The sequence below is a fragment of the Rhizobium sp. NXC24 genome, from assembly GCF_002944315.1.
Lineage (GTDB): Bacteria > Pseudomonadota > Alphaproteobacteria > Rhizobiales > Rhizobiaceae > Rhizobium.
This window is the reverse complement of record NZ_CP024311.1, coordinates 162,501-184,651: the sequence shown is the minus strand read 5'-3', so window position 1 is coordinate 184,651 and position 22,151 is coordinate 162,501. Positions and strand designations below refer to the sequence as shown.

At 58.9% G+C, this 22,151-nt stretch carries 21 protein-coding genes, 1 tRNA gene, 2 rRNA genes and 1 riboswitch (1 of these 25 only partly in view); of the genes, 11 read left to right on the top strand and 13 right to left on the bottom strand.

The window, feature by feature from the left end; translation table 11 throughout:
- Positions 1–236: 236 nt before the first annotated feature.
- Complete coding sequence (locus NXC24_RS00895) at positions 237–1,574, bottom strand: MFS transporter (protein ID WP_104821576.1); 1,338 nt, start codon at positions 1,572–1,574, stop codon at positions 237–239.
- 57 nt (positions 1,575–1,631) lie between these two features.
- On the opposite strand from NXC24_RS00895, the gene NXC24_RS34990 reads away from it, so the two are divergent.
- The 6 genes from NXC24_RS34990 (at position 1,632) to NXC24_RS00870 (ending at position 7,165) form a co-directional block, all read left to right on the top strand.
- Positions 1,632–1,919 carry a hypothetical protein gene (locus NXC24_RS34990; RefSeq protein ID WP_158704411.1) on the top strand — a complete coding sequence of 96 codons (288 nt, stop codon included), beginning with the start codon at positions 1,632–1,634 and terminating at the stop codon, positions 1,917–1,919.
- Between the two features lie 50 nt (positions 1,920–1,969).
- Entirely contained in the window at positions 1,970–3,106 is a 1,137-nt protein-coding gene (cyoA, locus tag NXC24_RS00890; protein ID WP_104821575.1) for a ubiquinol oxidase subunit II, read from the top strand.
- Between the two features lie 47 nt (positions 3,107–3,153).
- Positions 3,154–5,157, top strand: coding sequence for a cytochrome o ubiquinol oxidase subunit I (gene cyoB / locus NXC24_RS00885; protein ID WP_104821574.1), 2,004 nt, complete (start codon positions 3,154–3,156; stop codon positions 5,155–5,157).
- 4 nt (positions 5,158–5,161) lie between these two features.
- Entirely contained in the window at positions 5,162–5,791 is a 630-nt protein-coding gene (gene cyoC / locus NXC24_RS00880; protein WP_104821573.1) for a cytochrome o ubiquinol oxidase subunit III, read from the top strand.
- The gene (gene cyoD / locus NXC24_RS00875; protein ID WP_104821572.1) at positions 5,788–6,213 is read left to right on the top strand and encodes a cytochrome o ubiquinol oxidase subunit IV; all 426 of its coding nucleotides are present in this window, start codon (positions 5,788–5,790) and stop codon (positions 6,211–6,213) included. Before cyoC ends, cyoD begins: the two co-directional genes overlap by 4 nt.
- A 187-nt stretch (positions 6,214–6,400) precedes the next feature.
- Complete coding sequence (locus NXC24_RS00870) at positions 6,401–7,165, top strand: SURF1 family protein (protein WP_245463916.1); 765 nt, start codon at positions 6,401–6,403, stop codon at positions 7,163–7,165.
- A gap of 3 nt (positions 7,166–7,168) precedes the next feature.
- Here NXC24_RS00870 and NXC24_RS00865 read toward each other — a convergent pair whose 3' ends face one another.
- The gene (locus NXC24_RS00865) at positions 7,169–7,735 is read right to left on the bottom strand and encodes a histidine phosphatase family protein (RefSeq protein WP_104821571.1); all 567 of its coding nucleotides are present in this window, start codon (positions 7,733–7,735) and stop codon (positions 7,169–7,171) included.
- Between the two features lie 108 nt (positions 7,736–7,843).
- A riboswitch (cobalamin riboswitch) is annotated at positions 7,844–7,916 on the top strand.
- 57 nt (positions 7,917–7,973) lie between these two features.
- On the opposite strand from NXC24_RS00865, the gene NXC24_RS00860 reads away from it, so the two are divergent.
- The 3 genes from NXC24_RS00860 (at position 7,974) to NXC24_RS00850 (ending at position 9,606) form a co-directional block, all read left to right on the top strand.
- The gene (locus NXC24_RS00860; RefSeq protein WP_104821570.1) at positions 7,974–8,183 is read left to right on the top strand and encodes a CbtB-domain containing protein; all 210 of its coding nucleotides are present in this window, start codon (positions 7,974–7,976) and stop codon (positions 8,181–8,183) included.
- Between the two features lie 12 nt (positions 8,184–8,195).
- Entirely contained in the window at positions 8,196–8,936 is a 741-nt protein-coding gene (locus NXC24_RS00855) for a CbtA family protein (protein ID WP_104821569.1), read from the top strand.
- Positions 8,937–9,000: 64 nt separating this feature from the next.
- Positions 9,001–9,606, top strand: coding sequence for a hypothetical protein (locus NXC24_RS00850; protein ID WP_104824940.1), 606 nt, complete (start codon positions 9,001–9,003; stop codon positions 9,604–9,606).
- A 140-nt stretch (positions 9,607–9,746) separates the two neighbouring features.
- On the opposite strand, the gene NXC24_RS00845 is transcribed toward NXC24_RS00850, so the two are convergent.
- A complete protein-coding gene (locus NXC24_RS00845; protein ID WP_104824939.1) occupies positions 9,747–10,055 on the bottom strand; it encodes a hypothetical protein in 309 nt (102 codons plus the stop codon).
- Between the two features lie 254 nt (positions 10,056–10,309).
- Between NXC24_RS00845 and NXC24_RS00840 the strand changes: the two genes are divergently transcribed.
- Complete coding sequence (locus NXC24_RS00840; RefSeq protein WP_104821568.1) at positions 10,310–11,911, top strand: inorganic phosphate transporter; 1,602 nt, start codon at positions 10,310–10,312, stop codon at positions 11,909–11,911.
- Between the two features lie 78 nt (positions 11,912–11,989).
- On the opposite strand, the gene NXC24_RS00835 is transcribed toward NXC24_RS00840, so the two are convergent.
- The 4 genes from NXC24_RS00835 to NXC24_RS00820 form a co-directional block, all read right to left on the bottom strand.
- On the bottom strand, positions 11,990–12,490 hold the full coding sequence (locus NXC24_RS00835) for a MucR family transcriptional regulator (protein ID WP_104821567.1): 501 nt from the start codon (positions 12,488–12,490) through the stop codon (positions 11,990–11,992).
- A 90-nt stretch (positions 12,491–12,580) separates the two neighbouring features.
- On the bottom strand, positions 12,581–13,396 hold the full coding sequence (locus NXC24_RS00830; protein WP_199773508.1) for a helix-turn-helix domain-containing protein: 816 nt from the start codon (positions 13,394–13,396) through the stop codon (positions 12,581–12,583).
- Positions 13,311–14,096 carry an EAL domain-containing protein gene (locus tag NXC24_RS00825; RefSeq protein ID WP_104824937.1) on the bottom strand — a complete coding sequence of 262 codons (786 nt, stop codon included), beginning with the start codon at positions 14,094–14,096 and terminating at the stop codon, positions 13,311–13,313. Before NXC24_RS00825 ends, NXC24_RS00830 begins: the two co-directional genes overlap by 86 nt.
- Before the next feature lie 399 nt (positions 14,097–14,495).
- Complete coding sequence (locus NXC24_RS00820; protein WP_104821566.1) at positions 14,496–15,353, bottom strand: sugar phosphate isomerase/epimerase; 858 nt, start codon at positions 15,351–15,353, stop codon at positions 14,496–14,498.
- A gap of 353 nt (positions 15,354–15,706) precedes the next feature.
- On the opposite strand from NXC24_RS00820, the gene NXC24_RS00815 reads away from it, so the two are divergent.
- Positions 15,707–15,952, top strand: a complete 246-nt coding sequence (locus NXC24_RS00815; RefSeq protein ID WP_104821565.1) for a DUF2934 domain-containing protein — start codon at positions 15,707–15,709, stop codon at positions 15,950–15,952.
- A gap of 120 nt (positions 15,953–16,072) precedes the next feature.
- Here NXC24_RS00815 and NXC24_RS00810 read toward each other — a convergent pair whose 3' ends face one another.
- The 6 genes from NXC24_RS00810 to NXC24_RS00785 all read right to left on the bottom strand — a co-directional run.
- Positions 16,073–17,563: a cyclic nucleotide-binding domain-containing protein gene (locus NXC24_RS00810; protein ID WP_104824936.1), complete on the bottom strand. Its 1,491-nt coding sequence runs from the start codon at positions 17,561–17,563 to the stop codon at positions 16,073–16,075.
- A gap of 161 nt (positions 17,564–17,724) precedes the next feature.
- A complete protein-coding gene (locus NXC24_RS00805; protein ID WP_245463915.1) occupies positions 17,725–18,117 on the bottom strand; it encodes a CBS domain-containing protein in 393 nt (130 codons plus the stop codon).
- A 278-nt stretch (positions 18,118–18,395) separates the two neighbouring features.
- Positions 18,396–19,157: an SDR family oxidoreductase gene (locus NXC24_RS00800; protein ID WP_104821563.1), complete on the bottom strand. Its 762-nt coding sequence runs from the start codon at positions 19,155–19,157 to the stop codon at positions 18,396–18,398.
- Positions 19,158–19,661: 504 nt separating this feature from the next.
- A tRNA-Met gene (locus tag NXC24_RS00795) sits at positions 19,662–19,738 on the bottom strand.
- A 290-nt stretch (positions 19,739–20,028) separates the two neighbouring features.
- Positions 20,029–20,143, bottom strand: a 5S ribosomal RNA gene (gene rrf / locus NXC24_RS00790).
- A 117-nt stretch (positions 20,144–20,260) separates the two neighbouring features.
- Positions 20,261–22,151 (bottom strand): 23S ribosomal RNA (locus NXC24_RS00785); it runs 1,003 nt beyond the window's last position.

Genomic DNA, 22,151 nt, shown 5'->3' with positions numbered 1-22,151 from the left:
TCGCTGAAACCCGTCCGTGACGGTGGTGCGGTAGCCTATATTTTTCTTGACTATCGTTTTCAAGTTTCAGCACGTTCTTTTTTATCACAAAAGTTTGAAAAGGGAGTCAAGATTTGGCTGTCGCTCCCCGGCAAGATCCAGCCAAGCGCAGATGACATGCTCAAGATGAGGTGTGATCAAAAGAAAAAGCCGCGGCGCTTTCACACCGCGGCTTTCTTGATGCTTCAAAGCTTCGATCAGTTGTCGCGCGTTTCCAGCGTTTTGCTGAAGAAGATCGCAACGAGCGTGCAGACGACGCCGGAAAGCAGGTAAAGGCTGGTATAGACTAGGCCGAACTGGCTGGAGAGGGCGAGCGCGACGAAGGGTGCGAAGCCGGCGCCGATCAGCCAGGAAAGGTCCGAGGTCAAAGCCGAGCCGCTATAGCGATAGTTCCGGCTGAAGCGCGAGGCGCTGGCGCCGGCGGCCTGCCCAAAGGAGAGGCCGAGCAGCGTGAAGCCGACAACCACGTAGATATGGCGACCGGTGACACCGCCATCGAGCAACCAGGGTGCGACGAAAGCAAAGGCCGCGATCAACACAGCGCCAAGGGCAAGCTGGTTGCGGCGGCCGATACGGTCGGCGAGCAGGCCGGAACAGACGATTGCGGCGATACCGCAGATCGCACCGAGGAATTCCACCAGCAGGAACGAACCGGGGGATTGCGCGCTGTAGAGCGTCACCCAACCAAGCGGAAACACCGTGACCAGATGGAAGGTCGCGAAGCTTGCCAGCGGCACGAAAGCGCCGATCAGCACGTCGCGGCCATGCACGCGCAGAAGCTCCGTCATCTTGACCGGCTCCAGCTCATGACGTTCCAGCAACGCGCCGAATTCCGGTGTGGCGACCAGGCGGAGCCGGGCGAAGAGAGCCACGACATTGACCATGAAGGCGCAGAAGAAGGGATAGCGCCAGCCGTATTCCAAGAAATCGAACGTCGAAAGACTCGTTACGAAATAGGCGAAAAGAGCGCTCGCCAGCATGAAGCCGGTCGGCGCGCCGAGCTGCGGGATCATCGCATACCAGCCGCGGCGATCGGCGGGCGCGTTGAGCGCGAGCAGCGACGCCAGGCCATCCCAGGCGCCGCCGAGCGCTAGACCCTGGCCGATGCGCAGGGCCGCGAGCAGGATGATCGCATAGACGCCGACTTCGCTATAGCCGGGCAGGAAGCTCATTGACGCCGTGGAGCCACCGAGCAGGAACAGCGCGACCGTCAGCTTGACGCCGCGGCCGTAGGTGCGGTCGATCGCCATGAAGATGAACGAGCCGATCGGGCGGGCGATAAAGGCAAGCGAAAAAACCAGGAAGGAAAGCAGCGTGCCCTGCAAGGGATCCGCGAAGGGGAAGATCAGCTTCGGGAAAACCAGGACCGATGCGATGGCGTAAACGAAGAAATCGAAAAACTCGGACGTGCGACCGATGATCACGCCGATGGCGATATTGCCGGGGTCGACAGTGGCGCGAGCATGCATGTTGCGTGCATCGCGTTCTAAACCTGAAGACGTTGGATTTAAGGATTCATGTGTGGCGCTGGCCATATACGGGAGCCTCCCTCTCCGGACGCGAATTCCTCCACGAAATCGCGTCGAGGTAAGATGTTTTATCAAACTTACGAACTTATCAAGTATCGTGCATGGAATAATTCGCGAATTGGCGATTGGATCTGGCCTAATTTCCGTCTTTTGCCGCCACAATCCCACGGCGGCGCGCTGCGGCCGGTAGCCATATCCGCCGATCTCGGTATATTAGCCGCAACAAAGCAACTGCGCGTTGGAAAACCTTCTGGATTTCTCAAGATTTTCCCGATAGGGGAAGTTGCGCCCCGATACCGCATTGCACCCAAGCTTGCTGCGGTGCGACGAAACACCTCATACCGTTCATGACCGCCGTCCTTTAGTCGCCATACGGTCAATAACAAAAAGAGCTTTGAGACGTGCCAAGACTATCGAAGATTTTCAGCCGCTTATCCGTCCTACCGCTCATCTTGCTGCTCTCGGGCTGCAACATGGTGGTGATGGCTCCCTCCGGCGACATCGCCGTGCAGCAACGCGACCTTATCGTCGTCTCGACCGTCCTGATGCTGTTGATCATCATACCGGTGATTTTCCTAACCCTGTTCTTTGCCTGGAAATATCGCCAGTCGAACACGACAGCACCCTATAATCCGGACTGGCATCATTCGACCCGCCTCGAGCTCGTCATCTGGTCGGCGCCGCTCGCCATCATCATCGCGCTCGGCGCGGTGACCTGGATCAGCACCCACCAGCTCGACCCCTACCGGCCGCTCGACCGCGTCGCCGCCGGCAAGCCGGTGACCACCACGACAAGACCGCTGAATGTCGAAGTCGTGGCGCTCGATTGGAAATGGCTGTTCTTCTATCCCGATCTCGGCATCGCCACGGTCAACGAAATGGCCGCGCCGGTGGATGCGCCCATCAACTTCAAGATCACGGCCTCCTCGGTGATGAACTCGTTCTTCATTCCCGCGCTCGCCGGCCAGATCTACGCCATGCCTGGCATGGAAACGAAGCTGCATGCCGTCATCAACAAGCCGGGCGAATATCAGGGCCTGTCCGCCAACTACAGCGGCGCCGGCTTCTCGCATATGCGCTTCAAGTTCCATGGTCTGAGCCAGGCCGACTTCGACCAATGGGTCCAGAAGGTCAAGAGCCAGGGCTCGACCCTCGGCCGCCCGGAATATCTGACGCTCGCCAAGCCGAGTGAACGAGAGCCGGTGCGTTACTACAATTCGGTCGACGACGGCCTATACGACGCCATCCTCAATATGTGCGCCGATCCCAGCAAAATGTGCATGGGCGAGATGATGCATATCGACGCCAAGGGCGGCGCCGGCAAGGACAGCCAGGAAAACCGCGAGCGCCTGATCTACGACAACCGCGGTGCGGATGCAGGCGAAGTGACGCCGGTCAAGGCTGACGGCAGCGCTGGCCATACCATGCAGCAAGGCGACAACTCGATGCAGGGCATGGGCTCCATGCAGGGCATGGATATGGGCAACGGCTCTTCTTCCGATTCGTCGACCGGTTCGGCGCAGCATCAGGGTCACTGATCCGGTGCGCTCAATAACAAGACATTCATAAGGGACAGAGGCGATCCATGTTTTCCAACCCGGACCTCTATAAATTCATCTTCGGTCGGCTGACGCTCGATTCGATTCCCTATCACGAGCCTATCCTCGTCGTGACCTTCATCGGCGTTGCCCTCGGCGGTATCGCCCTTCTCGGCCTGCTGACTTATTTCCGTCTTTGGGGCTATCTCTGGAAGGAATGGTTCACCAGCATCGATCACAAGAAGATCGGTATCATGTACGTCGTGCTGGCACTCATCATGCTGCTGCGCGGCTTCTCCGACGCATTGCTGATGCGCCTGCAACAGGCGATCGCCTTCAACGGTTCCGATGGCTATCTGCCGCCGCACCACTACGACCAGATCTTCACCGCCCACGGCGTCATCATGATCTTCTTCGTGGCGATGCCCTTCGTCACCGGTCTGATGAACCTCGTCGTGCCACTGCAGATCGGCGCACGCGACGTCTCCTTCCCCTTCCTCAACAACTTCTCGTTCTGGATGACGACGGCCGGCGCGATCATCATCATGATCTCGCTCTTCATCGGCGAATTCGCCAAGACCGGCTGGCTGGCCTATCCGCCGCTTTCCGGCATCGCCTATAGTCCCGACGTCGGCGTCGATTATTACATCTGGGGCCTGCAGGTCGCGGGTATCGGAACGACGCTTTCGGGCATCAACCTGATCGCGACCATCGTCAAGATGCGCGCTCCGGGCATGACCTTCATGAAAATGCCGGTCTTCACCTGGACCTCGCTCTGCACCAACATCCTGATCGTCGCGAGCTTCCCGATCCTGACCGCCACGCTCGCATTGCTGACGCTCGATCGCTACGCCGGCACGAACTTCTTCACGAACGACCTCGGCGGCAATCCGATGATGTATGTCAACCTCATCTGGATCTGGGGCCACCCGGAAGTCTACATTCTGGTGCTGCCGGCCTTCGGCGTCTTCTCGGAAGTCGTCGCCACCTTCTGCGGCAAGCGCCTCTTCGGCTACGCCTCGATGGTCTACGCCACCTGCGTGATCATGATCCTCTCCTACCTCGTCTGGCTGCACCACTTTTTCACGATGGGCTCGGGCGCCAGCGTCAACTCCTTCTTCGGCATCACCACGATGATCATCTCGATCCCGACGGGTGCGAAGCTGTTCAACTGGCTGTTCACGATGTACCACGGCCGCATCCGCTACGAAGTGCCGATGCTGTGGACTGTCGGCTTCATGGTGACCTTCACCATCGGCGGCATGACCGGCGTCATGCTCGCGGTTCCGCCGGCCGACTTCGTGCTGCACAACTCGCTGTTCCTGATCGCCCACTTCCATAACGTGATCATCGGCGGCGTGCTCTTCGGCATGTTTGCGGGTGTCAACTACTGGTTCCCCAAGGCCTTCGGCTTCAAGCTCGATCCTTTCTGGGGCAAGATGAGCTTCTGGTTCTGGCAGATCGGCTTCTGGTTCGCCTTCATGCCGCTCTATATCCTCGGCCTGATGGGTGTTACCCGCCGCGTCAACCAGTTCGACGATCCGTCGCTGCAGATCTGGTTCATCATCGCAGCCTTCGGCGCCGGACTGATCGCCATCGGCATCGCCTGCTTCCTCATCCAGCTTGCCGTCAGCTTCATGAAGCGCGAAGAGCTTCGCGATCACACCGGCGATCCCTGGAACGGCCGTACGCTGGAATGGTCCACCTCGTCGCCGCCGCCGGCCTACAACTTCGCCTTCACGCCGATCGTCTATGATCACGACGCCTGGTGGGACATGAAGAATCGCGGTTACAAGCGTCCGACGGAGGGTTTCATCCCGATCCACATGCCGAAGAACACTGGCACGGGCGTCATCCTCGGCGTTCTCTCCATCGCCTTCGCATTCGGCATGATCTGGTACATCTGGTGGCTCGCCGCCATTACCTTCGTCGCGATGATCGCCATTACGATCGGCCATACCTTCAACTATAAGCGCGACTTCTACATTCCCGCCGACGAGGTCGTGAAGACTGAGGCCGAGCGCACGAAGGCGCTCGCAGGACAGGTATAAACCCATGACGACCCATACCGTACCCGCTTCCAAGGATGGCGAAGCTACCGCCTTCTACCTGACGGAGGAGCATCATCCGGAAGGTAGCACGATGCTCGGCTTCTGGCTCTACATCATGAGCGACTGCCTGATCTTCGCGGTGCTCTTTGCGACCTATGCCGTGCTTGGCCGCAGCTATGCGGCCGGTCCGTCGCCGGCCGACCTGTTCGAGCTGCCGGTCGTCGCCCTCAACACGACGATGCTGCTGCTCTCCTCCATCACCTATGGCTTCGCCATGCTGACCATGGAGAAGGACAACAAGTCGGCGACGCTGTTGTGGCTGGCGATCACCGGCCTGTTCGGCGCCGCCTTCATCTATTTCGAACTGAACGAATTCTATCACCTGATCCTGGAAGGCGCCGGCCCGCAGCGCAGCGCCTTCCTGTCGGCCTTCTTCACGCTGGTCGGCACGCACGGCCTGCACGTCACCAGCGGCCTCGTCTGGCTGATCACGCTGATGGTGCAGACAAGCCGGCACGGGCTCATTCCCGCTAACAAGCGCCGTCTGATGTGCCTGTCGATGTTCTGGCACTTCCTCGATGTCGTCTGGATCGGCGTGTTTTCCTTCGTCTACCTCATGGGAGTTCTCGGATGAGCTCGAACGCCAATTCTTCGCATCATTCCGCCGACGCCCACGCTCACGGCCATGGTCACGGTCACGGTCACGGCCATGGCGGCCATGAGGCCGGCCACGGCACGTTCAAGAGCTACGTGACGGGGTTCATCCTCTCCGTCATCCTGACTGCCATCCCCTTCTGGCTGGTCATGGCCAAGGTCTTCTCCGATCCGGCCGTCACGGCGGTGTTGATCATGATCCTCGGCGCCATCCAGATCATCGTGCACATGATCTATTTCCTGCACTTGAACACCAAGTCGGAAGGCGGCTGGAACATGATGGCGCTGATCTTCACCATCGTGCTGGTGGTCATCGCGCTTTCCGGCTCGCTCTGGGTCATGCACCACCTCAATTCCAACATGATGCCCATGTCGCCCGACATGATGCGCAATATGCCGTAACAAACCGGACGGCGGGTGTCCCCACGGATGCCCGCCGCTTTTCCAGCGTAAGATTTCCGCTGGGCTACTGCTTCGAGCATCCGATGGGACGAGCAGCAGTATTTTTTAGATGATGCATGATCTTATCCGAACGCCGCCTCGCACTTTTCGGAATCATGCGACAGCGCCTCCGATGGAGTTCAGCGCCTTGACCGATACCCCCACCGACACTCTTTCCAAAAAGCCCCGCTCCACGCTCGCGCTTGCCATCTGGGTAATCCTGCTTCTGCTATTGACCGCAGCGCTCATTGCGCTCGGCACCTGGCAGGTGAAGCGGCTGTCCTGGAAGCTGGATCTGATCGCCCGCGTCGATGCCCGGGTGTACGCGCCGCCCGTGGCCGCCCCCGGCCCAGCGGAATGGTCCGCGATCGACGCCGCCGGCTACGAATACAAGCATGTTCAGACGACCGGCACCTTCCTCAACGATAAGGAAGCGCAGGTCTATGCCTCGACCGCGCTCGGCCCCGGTTATTGGGTGCTGACGTCGATGAAAGCGGCTGACGGTATGATTATCATCGTCAATCGCGGTTTCGTGCCGACCGACAAGCGCAACCCGGACACCCGCCCAGCCGGCGAGCTGGCTGGCGAGACGACCGTCACCGGCCTGCTCAGGATCAACGAGCCGAGGGGCACGCTGCTGCGCTCCAACGTGCCATCGGAAGAGCGCTGGTATTCCCGCGACGTTACGGCGATCGCCGCCGCGCGGGGCCTTCAAAACGTCGCGCCCTATTTCATCGATGCGGACGATACGAAAAATCCGGGCGATCTGCCTGTCGGTGGCCTGACGCAGATCGTCTTCCCCAACAATCATCTCGTCTACGCCATCACATGGTACGGGCTTGCCGTGATGACATCAGGCCTTGCCGCCTATCTTATCTATTTTGAGCGGCAGCGAGCGAAGGCGAGCCGCTAACCACTATCTTACGGCATTCGGAAAACGAAGCTGCCAGCGGCGGCCGTCGCTGGTCATCTCCACGATGCCGAGCGATTCCACATCGATCGTCCAGAACGCGGTAGGCGGCGCTTGCAACACATGGAGAATAGCGGCACGGATGACGGTCGCATGCGTGACGACGACGCTGTGACCGCCCTCGCCGGTGTGGCTCTTCATCCAATCGCCGACGCGGGCGAGGACGGCGGATAAGGGTTCGCCACCATGCGGCGCCGCATCCAAATCCAGCATCCACCGCGACAGCGCTTCCGCATCGGCTTCGTGTAACTCGGTGATCGACCGGCCTTGCCAGCGCCCATAGTCGCACTCGCGGAAAGATGGTTCCGTTGCAGCGTCAAGTCCCATAGCCACAGCCGTCTGGCCGGCCCGTAGAGCCGGGCTCGTCCACGCGCGGTCGACCGTTCCAAGCTGCGCGGCAAGCAGGCCGGCCTGTTGAGTGGCCTTTGCCTCCAGCGGCTCATCCACCGGAAACCGGTTCTTCCGGTTGGCTTCGGTCATTCCGTGGCAGACCCAGCTCAAACGCGCTCTCATAATATCCTATATCCTCAGACCGGGTCCGCTGCCGCGACTTTCGATCACGGCAACGCCTTGATTGACAATCGTCTTTGCAGCCAGCTATAAGCTTAGTCTTACGGGTGTGGAAGCCGGTGAAATCCCGGCGCGGTCGCGCCACTGTAATCGAAGGGCGGATACCGCCCCTAGAGAGCCAGACCCTTCCCGTAAAAAACCCTTCCGTAAATGGAACGCGCTCTTCTTAAAGGGAAATAAAATGGCTGATACCACCTTCGCACCGACCGCAATCCCGACGCCGATCCCGGTTGGCGAAATCCTGCCTTGGGCGATTTTCGCCGGTCTTCTCCTCATGCTGGCGATCTACTTCATCGGCGCCGAGCAAGGTGCGACCGCGCTGATGTCGGGCTCGTATGTGCACGAATTCGTGCACGACGCGCGCCACCTGCTCGGGTTCCCCTGCCACTAAGGGGTCTGGAACATGGTTGGACGTCTTTTGCTCCGCGGCATGCTGGTCGGAGTGCTGGCGGGTATTCTCATTTTTGCCTTCGCCCATACTTTCGGCGAGCCGCTCGTCGAGCGGGCGATCGCGTTTGAAGAGCAGGCTGCCCAGGCGGCAGGCGAAGCCCCGGAACCGGAGATCGTCAGCCGCGCCACCCAGGCAGGCCTCGGCCTCTTCACCGGTGCCTTGGTCTATGCAACGGCAGTCGGCGGGCTCTTTGCCCTGGTCTTCGCCTATGTCTATGGCCGTATCAGCCCCTTTGGCGCCCGCGGCACTGCCGCGCTGCTGGCAATCGCCGCCTTCATCGCCATCTCCCTGGTTCCCGACATCAAATATCCGGCCAATCCGCCGGCGGTCGGCAATCCGGACACTATCGGCGCGAGGACCGAGCTGTTCTTCGTGATGATCGTTGCCTCCGTCGTCGCCATGGTTGCCGCGGTGTCCCTCGTCCGCGGTCTGGTAACACGCTACGGTTCATGGAACGGCGTGATTTTCGCTGGCATCGCCTACATCGTGTTCATCGGCCTGGTTCAATACCTCCTGCCGACGATCAACGAAGTGCCGGAGCAGTTCTCCGCCGTCGTGCTCTGGCGCTTCCGCATCGCGTCGCTCGGCATGCACGCGATCCTGTGGGCGACACTCGGCCTCGCCTTCGGGGCATGGGCCGAACGTGACCTGCCGCAGGTTCGCTACGGTCGCACATCCATGCGCCGGGCCTGAAATGGCAAGCCTGACATGTCCCCCGCATGACTTTTTGCGGGGGATATATTGGCGGCGACCAGCCATTCTGTTTTCGGTCTTTTATCTGATCTGCGCACTCGGCTTGCCGCTGGAGGCGAAGGCGCATAGCGGCAGCTCGTCCGGAACTCGTGCGGGCATTCCGATACCAAGCTTGACCCATGGCGAAATGGCCGTGATCGCTCCTTACTACGGGCGCATCATCGCGCTTGCCTCATCGGCGTCCGATACCGACGAGTCCTTCCGTCGCGTCCTGAACTACGCACAAATCCAGCGTGCCTATTGCCTTTGGGGCGTCATGCCGGGAAGCGTTGGCGATGAGGACAGTCCCTTTAACGAATGCTCGCATGCCTATCTCGCCGCCGCCAAGATGGCGCTGCTGCAGATGCGGACGATGAAGGACGAAATGGCTGCCGCCGGCGACCTCGTCTCGGAGATCGACGGCGCGCTGGTACGCAACAATCTGTCGCTTATTCTCTGCCAATTCAGCAACGAAGGCTTCAACACCGCCGACTTGATCCGGCCACGGCTCGCCGGCATCTTTCTGCACGTCAAAAGCCTCGCAACAACGATGCTGGCGCTGATGACGGCAGTGGCCGCGCTGTGGTCGACCGCGCGGCTCCTGCGGACGAAACCGGCCATTGCCGATTAGAGCAATTCCAGGAAAGTGCGAAACGGTTTTCCGTCCGGAATGCGTAAAAACAAAGAGATAGAGCGGGAAAGCGATTCCATGAATCGCTTTCCCGCTCTAGTAGACGACACCCGCCGTCAGCGGACGGCGGGTGTCTTATTTTACCAATCACGCGGCCGGCCTCGCCAACCACCGTCCCATCCGTCACGATAATAGGGACGATGGCCATACCAGCCCCAACGCGGCGGTGGCGCCCTGTAATATCCCCAGCCATAACCGCGCGGCGGCCCATAGCGGTTCGGCCGGCATACGCCGCGCGGCGTCAAATGCCAGCCACGGCCGCAGGCATAATCAACGTTGACGACCGGCGCTTTAGCCACGGTCCCAACAGCGGCGATAGGCATTGCTTCTGCCGAAGATACGACAAGGCTGCCGAGTACGGCAGCAACGGCAATCACGGGCAATCTCATCGTGATGATCTCCATTCAAGTCCCTTACAAGCGGATTTAAATCCCCGCTGGCTGAACCCCGGGTGAACCGAAAAAGGCCTTTTCGCGGCAAAATCAAGACGTTGAACGTGGAGTTGCAATGCGCGTGTCGCCCACTGCCGCCTTAGGAGAGACGTTCGCAACAAGAAGTTCAGTATCGACACCACGAGTACGCGTCACGAGAGCGTCATCAACCGCGCTTAAATGAAGACCTTATTTGCGATAGGGAGTTTGAGATGGTCGACGTCGTTTCAAGCAATTCGGAGGGTGGTGACCATCCTATTCACGGCGCAGGCGGTTCCGCCAAATGGTTCCTGCCGCTCTTCGGCATCGTCGTACTCGGCGGCCTTGCTTACGTTGGCTATGCCCTTGGCAACGATCTTGCCAATGCGGCGGCGGTTCCGTGGATCCTGCTCGGATTGGCGTTGCTGATCGCGCTCGGCTTCGAATTCGTCAACGGTTTCCACGATACGGCCAATGCGGTCGCTACCGTCATCTACACCCGTTCGCTGCCGGCCGAATTTGCGGTTATCTGGTCGGGATTCTTTAATTTCCTCGGCGTGCTGACCTCTTCCGGTGCCGTCGCGTTCGGCATTCTGGCGCTGTTGCCCGTCGAACTGATCCTGCAGGTCGGCTCGGGCTCCGGCCTTGCCATGGTCTTCGCCCTGTTGACCGCCGCCATCGTATGGAACCTCGGCACCTGGTATCTCGGCCTGCCGGCTTCGAGCTCGCACACGCTCGTCGGCTCCATCATCGGCGTCGGTCTTGCCAATCAGTTCCTGGCGCCGGCCGGTTCCGCCACGAGCGGTGTCGACTGGTCGCAGGCAAGCAATGTCGGCCTGTCGCTGCTGCTGTCGCCGATCATCGGCTTCTGCCTAGCCGCTGTGTTGTTGCTGGTCTCCAAAGTTCTGATCCGCAACAAGGAGCTTTATGAAGCGCCGAAGGGCAATACGCCACCGCCGCTGTGGATCCGCGGCCTGCTGATCTTCACCTGCACCGGCGTCAGCTTCGCCCATGGTTCGAACGATGGCCAGAAGGGCATGGGTCTGATCATGCTCATCCTTATCGGCCTGGTGCCGACCGCTTTCGCGCTGAACAAGACGCCCGATGTCAATTACCTCGATGCCTACAAGGCAGCCTCGGCGCAGGTCGAGACGGTACTCGGCAAGTATGTGAAGGCCGGCATCGCCACGCCTGCAGACCCGAAGGCTGCCGTCAGCGTTGCCGTGAAGAGCAAGACCTGGACGGACGAAACGACACCGGCACTGCAGGCCTATATCCACGCCACCAGTGCCGAGATCGCCGCCTATCCGAGCGTCGAAAAACTGCCGAACGGCCTCGTCGGCAACGTTCGTAACGACATCTACCTGATCGGTGAATCGTTGAAGCTCATAGACAAGCAGAAGCTGCTGCAGATGAGCCCGGATGATCTGAAGGCCGTGACCAACTATCACGCCGCGGTCGATCACGCGACCAAGTTCATTCCGCTCTGGGTGAAGGTTGCGGTGGCGCTGGCACTCGGCCTCGGCACCATGGTCGGCTGGAAGCGTATCGTCGTCACCGTCGGCGAAAAGATCGGCAAGACGCACCTGACCTATGGCCAGGGCGGCGCCGCCGAAGTCGTCGCCATGCTGACGATCGGTGCGGCCGACCATCTCGGCCTGCCGGTTTCGACCACGCACGTCCTGTCCTCCGGCGTCGCCGGCACGATGGCCGCCAACGGTTCCGGTCTGCAGTGGTCCACCGTCCGCAACATGCTGATGGCCTGGATCCTGACGCTGCCCGCCTCGATCGCGCTTGCCTTCGTGCTGTTCATCGTGCTCCGCCAGGTCTTTTGACCGGTGCCGCCGGGCTATCGAGCTGCGGCTCAGCAGTCCAAAATATCGTCAAGAGATGATGGCGCCCTTGAGGCGCCATTATTCTTGCGGCTTGTTGCCGTTGGCGCCGAGGCCGGAGAGCTTGGCGAGTTCCGAACGGCGGTTCGCATAATTCTGGGCGACCATCGGATAGTTGGGAGCAAGACCCCATTTTGCGCGATATTCCTCGGGCGTCATGCCGTAATGAACGCGCAGGTGCCGTTTGAGCGTCTTGAAGCGTTTCCCGTCCTCGAGGCAAATGATGTAGTCGTTCGTCACCGATTTCTTGAGATCGACGGCCGGAACAGGCTTGGCTGACTCCATCGGAGATGCGGATCCATTCAAAGCCTGCAGCGCTTCATGCACATCCGCGATCAGCTTCGGAAGGCTCCCGGCAAGAACAGGGTTGTGGCTGACATAGGCCGAAACAATCTTCACACAGCCGTCAAACAGAACATGCGTTTGCGACTGGGGCAGGTCTCTTCTACTATTGAAAGCGTCCATCATCGTTTCCCGAATCTCATGTGGCCTGGCGTCGGCCGCCTCGCGTGACTGCTTCATGTACAAAGCCATTCGTGAATCTTGCATCGGTTTCAAACTCCACAGGTTTTGGTTGCGGCACCCTTGGCATTTCTTGATGAGGACGCCTGCTCATTGCCGGTCTTTCTTCACGGGCTCTGCATGGCCAGCCGCATCTGCAAGGTCCTCTGCAGGACCCGCAAAATCCTTTGCAGGATCTGCAAAGTCCTTTGCAGGATCTGCAAAGTAGGTGGCCAGCTTGGTACACAGGAGGATAAGGGGAATGCCGAGCATGAAGGCGGCATAGGTTGGATTGCCGTTGCAATGACGCAGGGTCTGAAGGATGAGTTTTCGCTCGACATCCTCCACGGTCTGGCCGACGAGAACGCCGACGGCGGTGTTCACGGTGCGCGGCACAAGGTTGTCGTCGCTGGCGGAGAGGTGTGCGACGATTTCATCGATCAGCCGCTCTTCGCTCGCCGTCGCCAGTACGATGCCGGTGGCGCTGTCGAGTTCACAAAAGACATAAAGGCCGTTTTCGGGATCGATCGTGACCCGTCCGGAGGCATTTCCCGAGATGTTGTGAATAATGATGTGCGGCTCGTCTCCGCCCACAAGAGCGAACGGCAAGTCGCTACCGATGTACGAAACGCCGGGGAACAGGCCCTGCAACTCCTCGAATAGCAGACTAAGCCGAGCTTGCGCCTGCACATCCTGTGCGGCCGAGAAATCATGGTCCCGAGCGAAGGAAGGATGTTTGATCATGCCGTCACCTCCGCGATCAAGCCGCGCGTCCCCCCGATGGACTCCTGGCCCCAGGTTCGTTTTGCCGAGCAGCTTCGCGAGACAAGGCGCGGAATATTCATCCAACCTCCCGTAGGCCGAATTTACGCATTTGAGGAAGCTGCTGAAGCGCCATGGGCCTGGACAGAAGGAAGCCTTGCGCATGCGTCCCGCCGGTCGAGCGTGCCGCCTCCAATTGCGCCTCGGTTTCTATGCCCTCGACAACAACCAGGGGCGCCAGACAGGATGCAAAACCGACCAAGTGATACAGGCTATCATGGCCATCCCGGCCGGGCCTGATATCGCGGATGAAGGACGCATCGATTTTGACGATATCGGCCGTAACCTGCAGCAGGTGCGAGGGGGTCGCATAGCCGGTGCCGAAATCATCGATCGCAATGCGGCAACCGAGTGCACGTATCATCTTCAACCGCTCGACGGGCGCGCCGACGAGCGGATAGGTCTCGGTAACTTCAACGACAAGCCGGGACGTGAGCTCGGGCTGGCGGCTGATTCGATTGAAGATATCGGCAAATCGATCCGGCGCGGACAAAGTGGCTGCGGATAGATTGCAGCCGAGTGTCAGTGCCGCATCCGCCGTCAAGGCAGACAGAACCAACTCCAGCATGCGGAGATCGAGGTCGAAGCGACCTTCCAGTCGCTCCAACTGCGGCACGAAGGCGCCTGCGGTGTGAACGACACCCTCGGCATCCGTTACACGCGCCAGGCATTCGGCATAGAGGATCGCTTCAATGTCTTGGGCGTCATGGATCGGTTGTACGACAAAGCTCAAGCCGCCCTTGGCGATTGCCTTTAAAATCAGGGCGCTATGCCCCTTGTCAATCCGGTTGCCTCTACCGCTCATCAAGCCTCCAAAGGCTGCAAGATGGGCAGCAAACAGAAATTCGGAAAGAAAAGGAGACGTCTGAAAAAGACGCAAAGAAAGGGGGAGCATGGGATTTCTGGTGCCTAAAAGCCGCCTTTTCCATCTCCCGGACCCTTTAGCTCAAGGTAACTAGAATTTTCCTTCCCCAAGCAGAAATGTCGCATCAGGGCGACAACTGACTTAGAATCACTATATTACTAATATGTAAACTAGTGTCATCGAACATTCAATTGATACGAGTTTTTCTAGTTACTAATTCAATTACTGCCGAAGCGGGCGGCGACAATCTTCCGCCGCGAACCATGGGGCCGCTATATTGAAGCATGGCTTAGACGCCCAAGTTTCTCCGGCACGGGTTCCGTTAAAATCCTGACAGGCTTACCGTTCGGGATCGCCTGCATCGGACTGCGGCCACCAGTTCGCTTGCCTTGCCTCCCGCAGGGCGTGGTCGAGCGGGGGGAGATCTGCATGCCACAGCCGCTCCCATTCAAGGCTCATGACGCCGTCATAGCGATCGGCGGCCAATGCAGAGAGCAGCGCCGCCATCGGAAACTCGCCGGCGGCGGGGGGCGTGTAAGTATATGGCAGCTTCCCGCTCGGCTTCGAGATGCTGTCCTTCACATGCAGGTGCCTGGTATTGCGACGGACTTGCTTCCAGGTCTCCGCGGGATCTTGTCCGCCTTTGCGCCAGGTATGATGCGTATCCCAGAGCAGGGCGCAATCGGGTGCCGCTTCCAGAAAGCGGCCGAGCGCGTCCGGATGCACCAGAAAATCGTGTGTCTCCACCATGATATCCGATGCAAAACCCTCGCGCCTGGCCGTCTCGCGCCACCATTCCAGTGTCGACAGCGCCTCGGAAAGTTCGCCGGCATCACCCGTGCTGCCGCCATCGAAAATGCGCAACGCTTTTATGCCGGCCGCCTCGGCCCAGGGAAGGTAACGCAGGAACTCTTCCTTCGCTTGCGGCGTAGCGCCGACGAGGCGCATCGACGTGTTGAGCGCACAAATGGCCACAGGGGCTCGCTCGAGCGCATGGACAAGGCCTGCCGGAGTGCCGAACCGCTCGGCAAAATAGGCCGGCAGATCGATCATACCGCCGAGAGCACGAATTTCGATCGCATCGAGGCCATGACGTGCGGCCAGAGCCAGGGCTTCATCCAATTCCAGCTCTGCGCAGCCCAGTGTCGAAAATGCCAGCGATATCAGTGGGGCTTTGACGTCAACGGCGGTAACCATCGCATCCTCCGCTTGGTTCCTGGGATATGAATAGGCGACGCTCGCCAACGCGATGTCTCTCGAACCAAGCGCGACGCTAGTAACTAAATGGATAATTGTGAAGCAACCTCTGAGCGTCAAGGGGCCATGGTTGTCATGGCTCCCAAAAGGGAGCTCAGCCCACCCTTTCAAATGCGCCGATCCACGGCGTCCATGATTCTTATCAAAGGCCGGGAACATTCCCTTCAGATGATGGTTTTCTGTGCGTGATCGAGGGGCGCGAAAATTCCCACCAAAGCATTGGCGTCCGCCGGCACGGCATGCGTCGAGACAAAAATTTCCAAAAAACAATCATTGATGTGGAGGAGAGCATAATGCCGACTGAACAGGGACATGAGTGGATCAAAAGACGTGCATATTCTCTGTGGGAAGAAGCGGGCCGTCCGCACGGCCGTGATCAGGAACATTGGAATCAGGCTGTTGCCGAGCGGGAAGATCTTGAGCGCACGCGGGCTTCCGTGGACGGCGAAGACATTCTCATCAAGTTCAGGGGAAAAAAGCCCATCCTCGGTAAAGCACCAGAACCTCAACCATTCTCGAAATTGACTGGCACGAGATAAGGCTCGGTATCTCCGAGGCAACAGCCAAGCCGTCGCATGGGAAGCTGCCGAGCATGTCGGTGGCTCCAATGAGGTTTGGTTCGCACAGGCTGTCACTGATGGCGGTACGCTTGATAAGCGTTAGCTGCCGAAGATCGTCCGCATTGCCTTCAGGAGGGCGCGCGCACTGCGCTCCTGTCCGGTTTTGGAGAGAGGCAGATGGCGCACATGATCGGCTCGGGCGGAGAGTCTTGCAGCTATCTCCTCCGCCATGGCCGGGCGCGCGCCGAGCAGCGGCGCAAAGCTCTGTTGATCGATTTCATAGACGGTGACGCGCGTGAGCGCCTGCAGTGTGCAGACTTCGCCCATTCCCGCAAGCAAGCCGCTCTCGCCGAAGAAATCCCCGGGCGAAAGCCGTCTCTGTTCCTGCTCGCCATAGCGCATTGCGAGGATCCCTGCGCGAATGATCATCATCGAGGCCAGCATTTCTCCCTGATGAACAATGATGTCGTTCTTCTGATATTCACGGACCGCGCATGATCGGGCCAGAAGTTCCTTCTCCGACATCGTCAGACCGAAGAAAATGGGAATCGCCTCAATGAGGGCAAGCGGCGTTATTTCAGGCGGCTTGGCGCGCTCTTCGCTGGGCGGTTCGCTCATGAGTGCGATAGCCGATGGTGGCATCGCCAACAGCAATCCGGCGGATTTGCAGTGGCGATAAAACAGATCCATCACTTCATTTCGGGCTTTCGTGCGCAGCGATGGATTCCTGACCCAGAACTGCAGCTCGATTTCCAGGGCGACAGCGTCCAAATTCTTCAGCGCCACCTGTGGGGGCGGTTCCCTGACGATCGAATTACAACCGGCCAAGACCGACTGCATGACGTCCTCGACGATGGAGGGCATCCGCGTCGGCGCCACCCGCACCGTCATTTTGAGAAGATGCGTTTCATCGGGCTGGCTGATGTTCGTCAGTCCGAGTTTGGCAAGGACGCTGTTGGGCAGAGCGACGACGTTGTTTGCTCCGGTCAGAACCTGTGTCGACCGCCAGGTGCTGGCAATGACACGCCCCTCCGTCCCGTCCGCGAGCAGAATCCAATCGCCCAGGGAATAGCTCCGCCCGAGAGTAAGAGCGATGCCGGAGAAGACATCTCCGAGGGTGTTTTGCAGTGCCAGACCGAGGACGATAGCAATCACGCCTGATGTGGCGACCAGTGTTCCGATCGGAATGCCAAGCACGAAGGCCAGCGCCGACAAGGTGACGCAAAGATAGACCAGCCCGACCACGATATCCTGGAGAAGGTGCTCCTCGTGTGGCTTGCCTTCTAGAACCAGATAGATGCGTACGAAGCCGATGATCGCCCATGCGAGATGGAGCCACCACAGCAATTTCGCCATGATGACGGCAAAAGCATGCGCGTCTTCCAGGCCGTAGCCTTGAAACCGGATAGGCGAGATGTCGCTGCCGATGAGAACGGCGGTCATCGCGGCAAAGAAGCCAATCTCCACGACAAGCCGGAGGTTCACACGCCAGCGCGGGATCAAATGCCACACGACGATGCCGGCCAGCTCGAGAGTGATCAGCCATGCAAGTGAAGCCCTCGCAAGTCCTTCAAGATATAGCTGCAGCATGATGATCATCTCGGCGCGCGTGGAAAAGCTTCCTGCGAGCCGGACGGCTCGGGCAAATGTGAAAGAACCGCCTCAATCCCAGGCGCGATGGGATGCGACGACGGCTAATGTCGGCAATGTTTGAACATCGGGCCGGTTAGGCAATCTCAGGCCGCCATCGGCTACCGGTAGCCCAATCCCGTTATGTAATCTGCGAGCATATGCTCCTGTAGCTGCTCTTGCTCAAACAGCACCTTCATCGCATCGCGAATATCGAGAACGCCGAGAGGCTTCGAATCCGCGCCGAGTACCGGCATGTTTTGCAGACGCTGCGCCACCATGATCTGCCAGGCGGCCAGGAGCTCGTCATCGGGATCGCAGGAAACGATATTCCGACTCATGAGTGTCACCACCGAAGCGTCCGGTTCTCGGTCCATAAGGTGGCGAATAAGGTCGGACTTGCTGAGCACGCCGGTTGCCTTGCCATTTTCGCCGCTCACGACAGCCAATCCTATCCCGGGATTTGAAAGCGAGAGGGCGGCGGTTTCCAGCGTGGCGTTGATATCGATCACCATCAGGCGAGCCGATGTCATTGTGTTTAGTCGTTCGATCCGCATCATGGCCTCCTGACAACGCCCGCGGCCTGCGGCCGAAGGGCGATAAGCATTTCATTCGAGGTTTCGGCTATCCCCGAGACCGAAGAGCCCGATCGAGGTGGCGCCGCGACGCGGCGCCACTTTCACAACACCAGCAAGTCTTGGGAACGAACAGCGTCAGCCTCTGTGCGAATGCGCGAGCGGGCGAGCACGCATTGTTTTGCTGGCATTTTCACTGACGCCGTGATGATCGATCGTCAGTTCTTGCGAGCAGATTGGCTGAACCACTGGTCGAAGCCGATGGCGCCCAGGCGCGGGTTGTCGCCTTCCTCCGGGACGAGCGAGCGGTCATCCAACTCCGTGCCGAAATAGAGTGCGTGCGGATCCGCAACGACCTTGCGCGGATCATTGGCCGCTTTCAGGAACCGCGCGACAATGTCGGTGAAGCGCCCCCTCTCCGGCCCGGCGATGTAAACGATGCCGTTCGCCGGCGGCGCAAGCGCCACGTCCGCCATGACATCAGCGACGTCGTCCGACGCAATCGGCTGAAAATTGACGGCCGGCAGGTGCACGGTCTCACCGACGGTTGCCGACTGAGCGATGCCGGCCAGGAACTCGAAGAACTGCGTCGAGTGAACGATGGTATAGGGTATCCCGGAACTCCTGATCAGATTCTCCTGGGCCATCTTGGCGCGCAAATAGCCGCTGCGCGGCAGGCGCTCGGTCCCGACGACCGAGAGCGCGATATGATGCTTAACGCCGGCGGCCGCTTCTGCGGCAAGCAGGTTTCGGCCGGAGGTTTCGAAAAACTCCAGAACGGCCTTGTCCTCGAAGGATGGCGAATTTGCCAGGTCAAGCACGACCTGTGCTCCAGCGACGGCCTGGGCCAATCCTTCGCCGGTAATGGTGTTAACCCCCGTATTCGGGGAGGCTGCTATTACTTCATGACCCTTCTTGCGCAGCCTCTCCGCCGTCTTTGAACCGATGAGGCCCGTGCCGCCAATAATAAGGATTTTCATGTCCAGTCTCCCGATTTGCGGTTTTTAAAATCGCGTTGCTCTTGCGGTCGGTCACGACCAATGCCGGGGAGAATGCGCCAGCTCGGCGCGCGAGCCTATCGAACGGAAGCATTGGCCACACGATGCCAAAGTACAGGTCGGATACATCGGGCGGATGGAAATCCTAGTGGAAGCGCGCCCGGGTCTGCGACTTCGGGCACTGGCTGGGTTCGCCGTGCATGCAGATAGCCGGCGGCGACACTTATGCTTCACCCTGAATGCTCGGATTCAAGGCAGTTGTTCCGCCGTGGCCGTCGCGCTGTGCCTCGTTGCCTGAGCAGGCGTTAGGTCGTCGAGCGGTTACCAAATACACGAAAGCCCGCGCGATGGCGGGCTCTCGTGTATTTGGTATCGGTGGGAGGCTATGAAGCTTGGGCTTTCCGGTTATGGTCCGTCGGCTGCGGCGGTATCGCCAGCGAAGCGGAATGCTTTGGGGTATTGATATTGGAATGTTATGTGGGAAGTTGGTTGCGGGGGCAGGATTTGAACCTGCGGCCTTCAGGTTATGAGCCTGACGAGCTACCGGGCTGCTCCACCCCGCGCTATCCGAGCAAACCGCGTTGCGGTTTGTCCGCCCTGAGCGAACCGTTGGGGTTCGTCGGAGCTTGAGCAAGCCGCGTTGCGGCTTGCGTGATCCGGGCAAATCCGAAGGATTTGTCCCGTGTTCCCGTGGCACCTTATTTCGGAGCCGGGCGTATAACTGTATGCCTTTAGAAGCGACAAAGGCCGCTTTTGAGCGGCCTATTGTAACACGGCTTAGCCGTTTTTGTGTCGAGAAGATTTAAATCATCGGACAAACCCAGATGGGTTTATCCGGCGTTGCGTTTTGCAGACCTGGCAGCGACCTACTCTCCCGCGTCTTGAGACGAAGTACCATGGGCGCAGGGGCGTTTCACGGCCGTGTTCGGAAAGGGAACGGGTGCAGCCACCCCGCCATAACCACCAGGTCAGCGAAGCGCAACGTTGAGAAGCTGGTGAAGAGAGGATGGAGGCAATAGCCTTCATGTCTCTTGTCTTTTTTTGAACACGTCAGATGCATCGTGTGATGAACACGAGCAATGGGAACGATCAAGCCAATCGAGCTATTAGTACCGGTAAGCTTCATGCGTTGCCGCACTTCCACACCCGGCCTATCAACGTGGTCGTCTACCACGGCTCTGATAGGGAACACTCGTTTTCAGGTGGGTTTCCCGCTTAGATGCCTTCAGCGGTTATCCCTTCCATATATAGCTACCCTGCTATGCCCTTGGCAGGACAACAGGTCCACCAGAGATATGTCCATCCCGGTCCTCTCGTACTAGGGACAGATCCTGTCAATATTCCTACACCCACGGCAGATAGGGACCGAACTGTCTCACGACGTTCTGAACCCAGCTCACGTACCGCTTTAATTGGCGAACAGCCAAACCCTTGGGACCTGCTCCAGCCCCAGGATGCGATGAGCCGACATCGAGGTGCCAAACAACCCCGTCGATATGGACTCTTGGGGGTCATCAGCCTGTTATCCCCGGCGTACCTTTTATCCGTTGAGCGATGGCCCTTCCACGCGGGACCACCGGATCACTATGACCGACTTTCGTCTCTGCTCGACTTGTCAGTCTCGCAGTCAGGCGGGCTTATGCCATTGCACTCGACGACCGATTTCCGACCGGTCTGAGCCCACCATCGCGCGCCTCCGTTACTCTTTCGGAGGCGACCGCCCCAGTCAAACTACCCACCATACACTGTCCCGGATCCGGATGACGGACCGCGGTTAGACATCCATGACGATAAGGGTGGTATTTCAAGGATGGCTCCACAAGAACTGGCGTCCCTGCTTCAAAGCCTACCACCTATCCTACACATGCCGACACGAATGCCAGTGTAAAGCTATAGTAAAGGTGCACGGGGTCTTTCCGTCTGACCGCAGGAACCCCGCATCTTCACGGGGAATTCAATTTCACTGAGTCTATGTTGGAGACAGCGGGGAAGTCGTTACGCCATTCGTGCAGGTCGGAACTTACCCGACAAGGAATTTCGCTACCTTAGGACCGTTATAGTTACGGCCGCCGTTTACTGGGGCTTCGATTCAGAGCTTGCACCCCTCCTCTTAACCTTCCAGCACCGGGCAGGCGTCAGACCCTATACGTCGTCTTGCGACTTCGCAGAGCCCTGTGTTTTTGGTAAACAGTCGCTACCCCCTGGTCTGTGCCACCCTCACATGCTTGCGCACATAAGGGTCACGCTTCTTCCGAAGTTACGCGTGCAATTTGCCGAGTTCCTTCAACATAGTTCTCTCAAGCGCCTTGGTATACTCTACCTGACCACCTGTGTCGGTTTCGGGTACGGTCTATACGGTGGAGCTATTTCCTGGAACCGCGTCCCTGCAAGATCAATCCAATAAGACCTTACAAGTTAAGCAATCCGTCACTACCACCAGGCCCACGAATATTAACGTGGTTCCCATCGACTACGCGTGTCCGCCTCGTCTTAGGGGCCGGCTAACCCTGCTCAGATTAACTTTAAGCAGGAACCCTTGGTCTTTCGGCGAGAGGGTCTCTCACCCTCTTTATCGTTACTCATGTCAACATTCGCACTTCCGATACCTCCAGGATGCCTCACGGCTGTCCCTTCACAGGCTTACGGAACGCTCCGCTACCACTCCTCAAAGAGGAATCCTCAGCTTCGGTGCATGGCTTTAGCCCCGTTACATTTTCGGCGCAAAGACCCTTGACTAGACCAGTGAGCTGTTACGCTTTCTTTAAATGATGGCTGCTTCTAAGCCAACATCCTGGTTGTTTTGGGATCCTCACATCCTTTCCCACTTAGCCATGACTTGGGGACCTTAGCTGGAGGTTAGGGTTGTTGCCCTTTTCACGACGGACGTTAGCACCCGCCGTGTGTCTGCCGAGTAGTACTTCCCGGTATTCGGAGTTTGGTTAGGATCAGTAAGACGGTGAGTCCCCATAGCCCATC